Annotated in this window: 12 protein-coding genes; 2 read left to right on the plus strand and 10 right to left on the minus strand. The window is 38.0% G+C overall.

Annotated elements, in window-relative coordinates; genetic code table 11:
* Positions 1-16 precede the first annotated feature (16 nt).
* Positions 17-661 (minus strand): hypothetical protein, encoded by a 645-nt coding sequence (locus tag OZP13_RS03925; protein WP_269242482.1) that lies wholly within the window; start codon positions 659-661, stop codon positions 17-19.
* A gap of 87 nt (positions 662-748) precedes the next feature.
* Positions 749-1,201, minus strand: coding sequence for an SsrA-binding protein SmpB (gene smpB / locus OZP13_RS03930; RefSeq protein WP_269242483.1), 453 nt, complete (start codon positions 1,199-1,201; stop codon positions 749-751).
* A gap of 70 nt (positions 1,202-1,271) precedes the next feature.
* Here smpB and OZP13_RS03935 point away from each other — a divergent pair, with 70 nt between their 5' ends.
* The gene (locus OZP13_RS03935) at positions 1,272-1,502 is read left to right on the plus strand and encodes a VF530 family protein (RefSeq protein ID WP_281298738.1); all 231 of its coding nucleotides are present in this window, start codon (positions 1,272-1,274) and stop codon (positions 1,500-1,502) included.
* Here OZP13_RS03935 and OZP13_RS03940 read toward each other — a convergent pair.
* The 3 genes from OZP13_RS03940 to OZP13_RS03950 all read right to left on the minus strand — a co-directional run bounded on the left by OZP13_RS03940 (position 1,499) and on the right by OZP13_RS03950 (position 3,553).
* The gene (locus tag OZP13_RS03940) at positions 1,499-2,056 is read right to left on the minus strand and encodes a DUF3575 domain-containing protein (protein WP_281298739.1); all 558 of its coding nucleotides are present in this window, start codon (positions 2,054-2,056) and stop codon (positions 1,499-1,501) included. The genes OZP13_RS03935 and OZP13_RS03940 overlap by 4 nt on opposite strands.
* 90 nt (positions 2,057-2,146) lie before the next feature.
* Positions 2,147-2,698: a GNAT family N-acetyltransferase gene (locus tag OZP13_RS03945; RefSeq protein ID WP_281298740.1), complete on the minus strand. Its 552-nt coding sequence runs from the start codon at positions 2,696-2,698 to the stop codon at positions 2,147-2,149.
* 3 nt (positions 2,699-2,701) lie between these two features.
* Positions 2,702-3,553, minus strand: coding sequence for an aldose 1-epimerase family protein (locus tag OZP13_RS03950; RefSeq protein ID WP_269242484.1), 852 nt, complete (start codon positions 3,551-3,553; stop codon positions 2,702-2,704).
* 171 nt (positions 3,554-3,724) lie between these two features.
* Here OZP13_RS03950 and OZP13_RS03955 point away from each other — a divergent pair, with 171 nt between their 5' ends.
* Positions 3,725-5,728 carry a M1 family metallopeptidase gene (locus OZP13_RS03955; protein ID WP_269242486.1) on the plus strand — a complete coding sequence of 668 codons (2,004 nt, stop codon included), beginning with the start codon at positions 3,725-3,727 and terminating at the stop codon, positions 5,726-5,728.
* Positions 5,729-5,888: 160 nt separating this feature from the next.
* Here the strand turns inward: OZP13_RS03955 and OZP13_RS03960 are convergent, their stop codons facing one another.
* The 5 genes from OZP13_RS03960 to OZP13_RS03980 form a co-directional block, all read right to left on the minus strand.
* A complete protein-coding gene (locus tag OZP13_RS03960; RefSeq protein WP_281298741.1) occupies positions 5,889-6,929 on the minus strand; it encodes an agmatine deiminase family protein in 1,041 nt (346 codons plus the stop codon).
* Positions 6,930-6,931: 2 nt separating this feature from the next.
* Positions 6,932-7,819 (minus strand): carbon-nitrogen hydrolase, encoded by an 888-nt coding sequence (locus OZP13_RS03965; protein ID WP_281298742.1) that lies wholly within the window; start codon positions 7,817-7,819, stop codon positions 6,932-6,934.
* Positions 7,820-7,975: 156 nt separating this feature from the next.
* Positions 7,976-9,181: a pectate lyase gene (pelA, locus tag OZP13_RS03970; RefSeq protein WP_281298743.1), complete on the minus strand. Its 1,206-nt coding sequence runs from the start codon at positions 9,179-9,181 to the stop codon at positions 7,976-7,978.
* Positions 9,182-9,250: 69 nt separating this feature from the next.
* Positions 9,251-10,939 carry a glycoside hydrolase family 28 protein gene (locus OZP13_RS03975; RefSeq protein ID WP_281298744.1) on the minus strand — a complete coding sequence of 563 codons (1,689 nt, stop codon included), beginning with the start codon at positions 10,937-10,939 and terminating at the stop codon, positions 9,251-9,253.
* Positions 10,940-10,997: 58 nt separating this feature from the next.
* On the minus strand, positions 10,998-12,299 hold the full coding sequence (locus OZP13_RS03980) for a nucleoside hydrolase-like domain-containing protein (RefSeq protein WP_281298745.1): 1,302 nt from the start codon (positions 12,297-12,299) through the stop codon (positions 10,998-11,000).
* Positions 12,300-12,311: the final 12 nt, after the last annotated feature.

The following is a 12,311-nucleotide window of genomic DNA, read 5'->3' on the forward strand; positions in this document are numbered from 1 at the left end:
TTCAATGTTTTTGAAATTATTTTTTTGGAATAAATCCGTCTTTTTTCATTTCAACCATAACAGTAGCTATGATGCTATCTACCAATAATCCCAAATCTTGAGTGCTGGTATTTGCAGATTTTGTAGTTCCTGTCCAAATTAATTTGTTGGCTTTCAACGAAAAAACATTGGTTTCAACCATATAATAAGTGGTTTCTTGGTAATAACCTGGATCATAATACATTGGAGAATACATTCCGTACCAGTTACCAAAACCATAGCCGTATCCATACATTCCACCATAACCCATACCTCCGTAATAAATTGAAGTATTTGTTCCAGGAACATAATCGGTTTCTTTTTGGGTATCCACTAAACGCATACTAATTACCGCATCATAATTTTCGTCTTGAAGAATTTTTAATTTTTGCTCTTTGGTGAGTCCTAAATTAGTTCCATTCAATAAAGCATACGAAGAATGAAATTTAGGTCCTATTGAGGCAATTCTATTTTCTGTAGTTCTTCTTGTAGCTTCGTCTTTTACCAAAGCGACCACCATTATTTTCTTAAACTCTTCTTTTGCGTTGGTTGTGTCTGGATCTCTCCAGCTACTTACAATTGTTGTACCGCTGCTGCAGCTTGCCAGAAAAACCAAGGACAATGCAATAAAAAAATTCTTCATAATTATAATTTGTTTAGCTATTAATTAGCGTAAAAGTAGGAATAAAAAGTAGGACTAGATTAATTCCTGTTAAAAATTTTAATAATTCTAGAAAGATTTTTTTATCCTGTCCAGGTCTCGTTTGGTGTCTTGTTCTTTTAACGATTCGCGTTTATCGTAGGTTTTCTTTCCTTTGCAAAGTCCAATTTCAAGTTTTGCCATTCCTTTTTCATTGGTAAACAATCTCAAGGGAACAATGGTCAAACCTTTGGCTTGAACACTTCTAGCCAGTCCTTTTAGCTCTCTTTTGTTCAGTAAAAGTTTACGTTCGCTTCTGGCTTTGTGGTTGAATTGGTTGCCAAAAGCATATTCTTCGATATAGGTATTGATGGCAAAAAGTTCAGTTCCGCTGAATTCGCAGAAACTCTCGGTTATATTTGCCTTTCCCAACCGTATGGATTTTATTTCGGTTCCGGCCAAAACGATTCCAGCCGTGAATTTTTCGATTATCTCGTAATCGAATCGAGCTCTTTTGTTGAGTATGTTTACTGTTTTTTGCATTGGAAGGCAAATGTAGACACAAATGACTGAAACACCAAAGAAATATATAAAAATGCCATAAATTTGCAAGATGGAAAAACCGAAATCAAAAGATCCGCTTCACGGAATGACGTTACAAAAAATTTTGGAACAATTGGTCGATTATTATGGATTCGATACTTTGTCGGAATTGATAAAAATCAAATGTTTTACCGATAATCCAAGTATAAAATCAAGTTTGACTTTCTTGAGAAAAACAGATTGGGCCAGAAAAAAAGTGGAAGAATTGTATATACGAACTATTCCGAAACTTAAAGTCTAATTTAAACGGTAGGAAATCATAATTCCTCCCCTATATGGCAACCAATCACCGCTTATATTCCAATGTTCGGCTTTGTCATACCTGCCTGGAGTTCCGTCATTATAGTGTCCATGATAGTATCCTTGATGCCAACCACCTCCTACAAAGAAATCCAGCATTAATCTATCATTTAGTTTTTTCTCGTATCCAATTGTTCCTCCAAATTTGTACCCAAAACCATCTTCGTACTTATTAGTATCCCAATAGTTCCATTTTTGTAGTTGATACCGATCAGCTCCAGCATGTCCTCCAAAATAAAAGCCATTGTATTTTTCATGAAAATGATAACGAACTTCTGCAATTAAAGAATAAAATTTCATTGGGTGATGACCATTAAATGATTCCCAAAAAGAAGCCATAACGTCAGCTTGAAAAGTGAATTTTTTTCCAATACTGGTTTCAATTCCCACATTTGGAATTAACACCAAGGCTGTTACGGCATTACCTTTTATATACGTTTGAGATTGGGAACAAATTGAAATGAATAGAAAAGAAAAAAGGAAGATTTTTTTCATAAGATTGGTATGTAGCTGTGTGGTTTTGATTACTAATTATGCCCTTTCGGCGGCAAATATAGAAATAATTGAATTAAGGAATTTGGAAAATTAGTGAGTATTCAAAATAGAATAAATGACCGTGTCCAAAAAACGGCCTTCATAATATTCATTTTCTTTTAAATGGGCTTCCTTGACAAAACCACTTTTTTGCAAGGCTCTCTCCGATGCAAGGTTTTCCGGGTCAATGACAGCTTCAATAGAATGCAGTTTCATTATTTCAAAGCCATATTTCACGGTTTCTTTTATGGCTTCAACAATAATGCCTTTTCCGTGATATTCTGGAAGAAGCATATAGCCAATTTCGGCTCTAAAATGTTCTGGTTTAATTCTGTAATGACCAATAATTCCTATTAGTTTCGGATTGTCTTTCAAAGTAATAGCCCAATTTATCCCTTCGTTGTTTTCGATTTTTGCATCAATCATCGAGATATGTTCCAAGGCATCTTCTTCGGTTTTCACCTGTGGTCTTGGAATGTATTTCATGACTTCCTTGTCAGATCGAAGGGCAAAAACTTCGTTTACATCTTCTTTCACAAGGCGACGCAAATGCAAACGTTCGGTCTCGAGATTAGGGAAAGGAGTGAAATTGATGTTTACCATATTTTATAGAATTTCAATGCTAAAATTACATTGCAGTGATTTTTTGGCTTCCAAGAGTTGAATGCCTTCTTTTTCCAAAATATTTCCCGTTGAATGAACAGTGTCCGAATAGCCAAGCCAGGGTTCAATGCACAAAAAAGGAGCATTGTTTTTTGTCCAAATTCCTAGATTTGGAAAATCATCAAACTGGACACGAAGCAAAGGTTTGTCGTTTTCTAAAACAGTGATGTTTTTAGACTGTAATCGTTTAAAAATCAAGGCGTCTTTTTCAAACAATGAATAATCTAGCGAAACTTGATTGTCAATCATTTCGATGGTTGTTGATTTGTCTGAAAGTAAATCATTTTCAAGTTCAAAACTCGTTAAAGTTTCAGGATATTCAAATGCCAAAGCGTATGCATCAAATGATTTTGGCAATGCAAATGCAGGATGTGCTCCAATGGAAAAAGGCATTACACCATTGTTGTTATTGATGATATTGTACCCAATAATTAATTTGTTTTCGTCCAAAGTATAAATAATTTGCAACTCAAAATCAAAGGGATAGACTTTACGGGATTCCTCGGATGAAGTTAACGAAAATGTGGCACTACTTTCCGATTGCTTAATCAATTTAAATTCCATGTCTCTTGCAAAACCGTGTCTCGACAATTGGTATTCTGTTCCTTCATAATGGTAGGAATTGTTTTTCAGCGTTCCAACAATTGGAAACAAAATAGGGGAATGCTTTCCCCAAAACGCTGGATTTCCCTCCCAAATGTATTCTTGATTCTCGTGATTTTTTAATGAGAATAATTCAGCTCCAAAGTGGTTTATTTGCGCTGTCAGATTCGAATTTGAAATTGTTGTAGTCAAAATAATTCTAATTAAGTTTAATACTCTTGATGATGTAAATGTATTTCATAAATTTAATTTGGAACAAAAAAAGAGGATGAATTATTGGATTACTAAAATTTTGTCAAATTCTAGTGTTTATTTCTAGTGTCAAGATTATTTTTTATTAATTTGTTGTAGAAAATTTATTAAATGAAAAACATTCGCTTAAAATATATCTTGCAATTGACTTTCTTGTTGGGAATTTCATCCTTGTGGTCTCAACAAGCTCCAATTTCAACCGCAAACAAACAAAATTCAAATTACGATTATCACGAACCATTCGCTCCTTTTTTTTATTCGAAAGACGGGACAAACACTCGTTCGGCAAGCGGTCAACCGGGATTTGAATATTGGCAAAACCAGGCAGATTATAAACTGTCGGCAAAATTAAATGAGACAAACAATGAAATTACGGGAACGGCTAGTATAACCTATACCAATAACAGTCCAGACAAGATGTCTTTTTTGTGGATGTCTCTGGATCAAAATTTATTTAAAGATGATTCTAGAGGTAACTTCGTAATTCCCACAACGGGTAGCAGGAATGGTGCTCAAGGCGAAATTTTTGATGGTGGACACAAAATTAAATCGGTAAAAATAGTTACTACAATCAAGGGAATTGAAACCGAAAAAGAGGTTAAATATGTAATCAACGATACCCGAATGCAGGTTTTTCTTCCCCAAGAATTGAAATCTAGAGGTGGAGTCGTTACGATTAAAATTAATTTTTCATTCATTTCTCCCAAAGAAGGTTCCGATCGAATGGGAATATTGGAAACCAAAAACGGCAAAATTTTCTCCATCGCCCAGTGGTATCCCCGAATGTGTGTCTATGACGACATTGCTGGATGGAACACCAATCCTTATCAAGGAGCCTCAGAATTTTATCTGGAATATGGTGATTTTGATGTGGATATTACGGTACCTTCCAATCATTTTGTGGTCTGTTCCGGGGAATTAATCAATGCGTCTGAAGTTTATACCGTTGACCAACAAAAAAGTTTGGCACAAGCCAAGCAAAGTGACAAAACGGTGGTTATTCGATCAAAAGAAGAGGTTTTGGCTGCAGCCAATAAAACTATCGAAACCCATAAAACTTGGCATTTCAAAATGAAGAACTCTCGAGATGTTTCTTGGGCTTCTTCGGCTTCATTCATTTTGGACGCGGCTAGAATTAATTTGCCAAGTGGCAAAAAATCATTGGCTATTTCTGCCTATCCTATTGAAAGTGCCGGAAATGAAGCTTGGGGGCGTTCAACAGAATTTACCAAGGCGGTAATCGAAAATTACTCGAAAAGATGGTTTGAATATCCTTATCCAACAGCTACAAATGTGGCCGGAATAGTAGGCGGAATGGAATATCCCGGTATTGTTTTTTGTGATTACAAAGACAAGGGCAAAAGTTTGTTTGGTGTTATTGACCACGAATTTGGACATATTTGGTTTCCAATGATTGTGGGTTCCAACGAGCGATTGTTTGCCTGGATGGACGAGGGTTTCAACACTTTTATCAATTCATTGAGCGCTGCCGATTTCAATCAAGGGGAATTCACGGAAAAACCTGCAGACATGCATATCTTGGGACTAAAATATACGCATCCTGATTTGGAAACCATTATGAGTTCCCCTGACAATATGAAGGAAGCCAATATTGGCACTTTATGTTATTCAAAGCCGGGAGCGGGATTGGTAATGTTGCGGGAGCAAATTTTGGGTGCCGATCGATTCGATTTTGCTTTTAAAACCTACATTGAGCGTTGGGCTTTCAAACATCCGGCTCCCGATGATTTTTTCAGGACTATCGAAAATGTAGCCGGCGAAGATTTAAGCTGGTTTTGGCGTGGTTGGTTTGTCCATAATTGGCGATTGGACCAAGGAATCAATTCCGTAAAATATGTGGATAATAATCCAAAATTAGGAGCCTTAATCACAATCGAAAACTTCGAAAAAATGGTGATGCCCGTAATTATGGACATTAAAACAAAAAGCGGAAAAGTGACTCGATTAAAATTGCCGGTGGAAATTTGGCAAAAAAATGTAGATTGGACTTTCAAACTCAATTCTACCGAAGAAATCGAAAGTGTTGTTCTAGATCCAGATCACGTATTTCCAGACTGCAACGAAAGTAACAATACTTGGAAGTCATTCAAATAAAATCAAAAAATGATATGCAAAGTCTAAAATAAATGGCTATTTGTCACTCCGTAGGAGTCGCTACTCACGAGAGCAGGGACGCTTTACAGCGTGACAAACAGAGTCGTCACATTGGATTAAAATATAATAACGTTTGGTATTCTTCCAAAGTTTTGAACTTTTACTCTGGAATTTGTTGGCTCAAACAATGCAAAGTTCCAAAACCCCAAATCAAATCTATTGCGTTAATTCCAATGATTTCCCTATCTAGAAAACAATCTGCGATGATATTCAAAGCTATTCTATCGTTCGAATCGTTGAATGTTGGAACTAAAACACAGTTGTTCAAGATCAAGAAATTGGCATAACTGGCGGGCAAACGCAATCCGTCAAAATCGATGCGTTTTGGCATTGGTAATTCTACTATTTTTGGAGATTTTCCGTTTTCCAATTTTGCATTTTGCAAACGTTTCAGGTTGTCTTGCAAAGGCTTGTAATTGTTGTCTTTCGGGTCTTTTTCAACAATGGTGATAATAGTGTCTTCATTTACAAAACGGCACAAATCGTCGATATGTCCGTGAGTGTCATCCCCTTCAATTCCGTCGCCTAGCCAAATCACGTTGGTAATTCCCAAATATTCCTTGAAAACCGCTTCATAATCTTCCTTGGTGAAACCTGGATTTCGAACCTGAATATCAGGATGCATCAAGCATTCTTCCGAAGTCAACAATGTGCCTTTTCCGTTGGTGTCAATCGCTCCACCTTCCACGATTACGGGTTTTCCGTTGTATAAAACTTGGGTTACGGGAAGTTTCAGGAATTCGCCCACTTTGGCAGGAACGTGTTTGTCCAAATTGATGTTTTTATATTTTGCCCAACCGTTGAAATTGAAATTCAAGGCTTCTCTTTTCGTTCCGTTTTGAACAATAATTGGCCCAGAATCACGCATCCAGCTTCTATTGGTTTTATGAATGATGAAACAAACATTACTCATTTTTACAGTTGCTGTTTCTAGCATTTCTGTAACTTTAGCTTTTAATTTTTCATCGGCAACGACCAAAAATACTTGCTCGAAAGTGGCTACTTTTTTGATAAATTCCACAAAAGCCCATTGTATGGCTTCATATTTTCCTGGCCAATCGTTTCCGTTATGAGGAAAACACAATAAAATACCTTGCTGCTTTTCCCATTCGGCGGGGAATCTTCTATTGGATGCACTCATAATTAATCAATCGCTCTTTTCGTGATATCTCCAAAAGCATCAATTCTTCTGTCTCTAAAGAAAGGCCAGTTTTGGCGCACATTTTCTTGCAAGTCCAAGTCCACTTCGGCAATCAAGATTTCTTCTTTATCGTGGGAGGCTTGTGCCAAAATTTCGCCTTGTGGTCCTGCAATAAACGAAGAACCCCAAAACTGGATTCCAGCCGTATCCGGTAAATATTGTTCTAATCCGATTCGGTTTGCGGCGGCAACATACACACCATTCGCCACGGCGTGACCTTTCATCACGTTCATCCAGGCACCGTGTTGGTTTTCGCCATATTGTTCTTTTTCCAAGGGATGCCAGCCGATTGCCGTTGGATAAAACAACACATCGGCACCTTGCAAAGCCGTCAAACGAGCCGCTTCTGGATACCATTGATCCCAACAAATAAGCGTTCCAATTTTTCCTTTTTGGGTAGGGAAGGCCTTGAAACCCAAATCACCCGGAGTGAAATAAAATTTTTCGTAAAAATGTGGATCATCCGGAATGTGCATTTTGCGATACAATCCTGCTTCCGAACCATCGGTGTCGATGATGTAGGCACTGTTGTGGTAAATTCCCGCCATTCTTTTTTCGAAGAAAGGAACGATAATCACGACTCCCAATTCTTTTGCCAAAGCACTGAAAGCAATAAACGAAGTACTGTACAAGGGTTCTGCCAAGGCAAAATTATCCACGTCTTCACTTTGACAAAAATAGTGGCTGCTGTATAATTCGGGCAATGAAATCACTTCCGCACCTTGACTGGCAGCGTCTCTAACCCAAGACAAACATTTTTTCAGGTTGTTTTCGGCAACGTCATTCAGATTCAATTGAATAACCGCTATTTTGTATTTTTTCTTTGGCATAAGGCAATATTTAGAGTGCAAAAATAGTGTTTTTATGAGGAATTGGAAAAATGCCGATTGTATTTTTTATGGATTCCTTTGATGACGGGAGTGTTCGTATTTGGTTTTAAAAACAAACCTCTTTTAAATCGCTTTAAAAGAGGTTTTTATTTTATTTTACGGTTTCAAAACATCCGTTGTTGGTGCCCATTTTTTTTGCCATTCCGGGTATTTTTTCAAGACTTTGTCAGGGTTGTAAGTGTACCAAGCATAACCCACTCGGCGTTCGCGGCTAACTTCGGCCAAAGAGTATAAATACTTGCTGTCTCGATCGCAAAACAGGGGTTTTCCGGTTCCCAATTCATAATAACGTGTCCAAATAGGTGGAGCGGTTGGGTCTGTCACCACTCGGTTGTCTTTGGTAATCGTCATGTATTTTGATTCCTCTTTTGGTGCATCAAATGTTTCCACTCGGGTATTGTATATTTTGGAATCCGAAAACCATTTTACGGCTGCTTGTATGGATTGGATTATTTTTTCATTTGGATTGTCGATACTCATCAAGAACATGACAACTGCTGCACTTTCTCCATTGCAAATACTTGGTGGTTCAAATTTTCTGGCCCAAGCCGGCAATAAAGTTACTTCATCGTGCTGTTGACACCAAGCGGTCAATTTTCCTTGATCGACAATTTGCATTTTTAGGATGCAATCGATCCCTTTTTGATAAGCCTTGGTTACTTTGTTTTTTGTTTTAGTATCTACAAATGCAAAATTAGGGTCGTTGTCAATAATTTTTTCCAAAATATTCATAATGCCCATATACGCTCCGTCATTGAAGGTGATGTGGCGACTGTAGCCTTTTTCTAAAGGGAAATATTGTGGCCAACCTCCATTGGAATATTGGGCTTTAAGAATAAAATCAATTCCTTTTAGGCAAGCATCTTTGTATTTTTCGGTTTTGGTCAGCGTATAGACTTGTGCCAAATAATAGGTATGGGTATAAGTGGTGGCATTGTCAAAAGTAGTGTGATAAACAGACTTTGTTTTGACCACGGCGTTTATTTGCTCTGGAGTCAATACAGCTCTCATATCATAATTTTTGGGCCATCCTCCATTATTGCGTTGAAAATAAATGATGTTGTCGGCTATTTTCGTGTACTCGGATTCCGGATATTGGGGTTGGTTTGGAACTGGATTTACAATATTGGTTTCGTCTTTTACATAATACCAATGATTGACGCCATCCATAAAGGGTCTTGTGCTGATTGTTATTTTGTCGCTCTTGTTGGATTGGGCAATTGAAAAAACGAATGAAAACGATGATAGAATTACACTAAGAAATAGCGTGCAGCTTTTGGGTTGGTTTTTGAATATTTTCATTGTTTAAATTGTTTTAACCCGTTGTGAAATGATTTCAGCCAACGGGTTTATTGTTAAAATGTTGTCGTTTTACAATTTCACGGCTCCTTTTGGAACGGTTTCTCCAATGAAGGTTGTTTTGGAAAAATCCAAATTAGCAGACGAGGTCAATTCAATTTTTTCGCAAGCGGCTCCATTGACGGTAACTGCTTTTGGTGAAGTCGAATTAAATTCAATATTTTTGAATGACATATTTTTGGCATTATAGATTTCAAAAACATTGCTTTCTTTTATGTCTAATTTGATATTGCTGAGTTTGATTCCATTGGCATCAATGATTGAGAAACCTTTGTCTGCTTTTGCAATCAAGTTGGAGATTTCGATGTTCTCCAGGTTCATTTCAGGCAAACCTTGCAAAAATACGGCTTGATATGCTCCCGCAATGGTGATATTTTTGATGGTAATGTTTTTGAACTGCGGTGTTTTTTCGTCGACAGGAACTATTTTGGTGCTAATGGTATTTCCCCCTTCGGCCAAAGTTTCGGCTATGGATTTTCCACCGTAATACAGGTCGAATGAAATGGCTTGTGATGGAATATCGGTCATGAAAATATCCGAGATAAAGATGTTTTCCACAACACCACCACGTCCGCGGTTGCTTTTGAAACGCAATCCAACGTCGGTTCCCATAAAAGAACAGTTTGATACGTGCATGTTTTTTACACCACTGGACATTTCACTACCCACGGTAACTCCGCCGTGTCCATGATAAACTATGTTGTTTCTGATGATAATATTTTCGCAAGGTACCTTACGATCACGACCGTCTTTGTCTTTTCCTGATTTGATGCAAATTGCGTCGTCACCCACATCAAAGCTGGAATTTTCAACCAATACATTTTTGCAAGATTCCACGTCAAGACCGTCTCCGTTTTGGGAAAACCAAGGATTGCGAACAGACACATTACGAACAATCAAGTCTTCAATCATCAATGGATGAATGTTCCAAGCTGGTGAATTTTGAAAAACGGGACCGTCAAACATCACTCTTTTGCTGTTTTGAATGCTTACCAATACCGGACGAAGAAAATCGTGAATGGCTTCAAAATCTTCTTTGGTTTTCAAATCCAGACGTACATTTTGGTCTGCACCAACAGAAGCTTTCATAAACGTTTCCGATGGGTACCAACTGTCTTTTTTTTCATTGAGCACTCCGCCTGAAGCCACAAATTTTTTCCATTGGCTTTCGGTAAGTTTGCTTTTTTTGACTTGTCTCCAAACCTCTCCTGAGCCGTCCCAAACTCCTTTTCCGGTGAAAGCCACGTTTTCAAGATTCTTCCCATAAATAGGCGAAATGCAACGCCAAGTGTTCAATCCTTCAAAACTGGTTTCAACTAGAGGATATAAACTTTTATCCGTCGAGAATTTTATCAATGCGCCGGTTTGGGCATGCAATTCTAGGTTGCTTTTCAAAATGATTGGGCCTGTAAGCCAAATTCCGGGAGGAATAATCACTTTTCCACCTCCTTTTTTGGAAACGGCAGCAATGGCATCGGCAAAAGCCTTGGTGTTTAAAACAGTTCCTCCGTTTACGGCACCAAAATCCTTGATGTTTACGGTGTTGTTTGGAATTATGGGTTCTTTTACAATGTCCATTTTGAATTCAATACCTTTATAAGTTTCATTGGATTTTGAATTTTGGGCGACACTGGTATTCGACCAACTCGTCATTACAACTGTCAAGGCGATACACAATAGGTTAATTGGTTTTGTTTTCATTCTTTTTTGTTTGGTTTGATTTTTAATTTAATTTAGGACTGCGTTTTTGTTTATTTGTTTAATGGAGCCATTCCCATCTTTTTGCCCAGTCCAGCAAGAACTCTGATCGAAACTTTGATATCGTTCTGGCTCCTTGTTGCTGTTCCAAAAATAATTCAGGTTCTTTTCGGTCTCCATACCAATGTTTTCCGAGCGTGTAATCATCGGGAGTTTGTTTTCCCGGCCATGGAATGGTGCTTGTAAATTGCCCTTTTTGTCCGTTTAATTCCGGAATGGAGCTAGTTGTAACATAGCTGCAAGTTTCTGGCTTTTTGGACGAATAGCGAACGGCATAAACGCCTTCCTCTGCACAATAACCAGGCCATTTTTGACCTCCTGCTTCAAAAATAAAGCAAGCAGAATCTTTCGGGATCTTCATTTTTGGTCCTTTAAAACGCCATTCCAATACGGCATATGCGGCTACGGTGTCTTTTATTGTGGTATTGCGCTCAAAAACGTTTCTGGAACTTCTGTCGATTGGCGTAAAACTGCCGCCCCAACTGTCCGTTAACGGGATGTTTGGATCACCATTCATTAGATAGGCGAGAGAAGGAGTATCTCCCATTTTTATGTTGCCATTATAATAATTCTTGAAAGCTTTTCCCATGGCACCACGACCTTGGATGTAATTGCCGTAATAGTTTTCGCTGCTAATTTCTTTTGGCGCTTCCGAATCGATAATCCATCCCCTGTAAGTGGCATTGGCTTCAATCATCCAAAGATTGGGGTGGTTTTTGGCGATATAGTCATAGGCATTGATGCTCCATTTTTTGTTGGGACCGCCAATCCAATATACTTTAATGTTTTTTTCTATTTCAGGAGCGTCGTGCAAGGCTTGTGCCAAGTCTTCGAGACCACCCCAAACCAATACCCACAAGGGTTGACTGCTTTTCTTTTTGGCACATTTGATGATCCATTGAGAGCCTTCGGTCGCAGTGCTGTAACCTTTGAATGGCGCACTTGGAATAGCTCCTTGTTTGCAAACTGCCCTCAAATCATTGGGTTTGGCCAAGTTTTTATTATGTGTCGTTAGTTTTGGAAAATCTTTTTCGTATAAATCAATCATGTCCAAAAAATGCTTTTTTCTACCCTCGCCAAAAGGGGAAGAAACAAGTCCTTCAATTTGAAATAAATCGGAATACATCAATAGATGAATCATCGATTGGAAGTCGTCAGGATCGGTTCCGCCAATATCGGAGCTAATCACTATTCGGGGTTTCGGTTTTTCCTTTGCAACTTTGCTGGATTGGGCATTAGCCATAAAACCAATCATTGCAATAAGGATAAAACCAATTATATTTTTAGAATACTTTTTAAGCATATTTATTTAATT

The organism is Flavobacterium limnophilum (genome assembly GCF_027111315.2).
Lineage (GTDB): Bacteria > Bacteroidota > Bacteroidia > Flavobacteriales > Flavobacteriaceae > Flavobacterium > Flavobacterium limnophilum.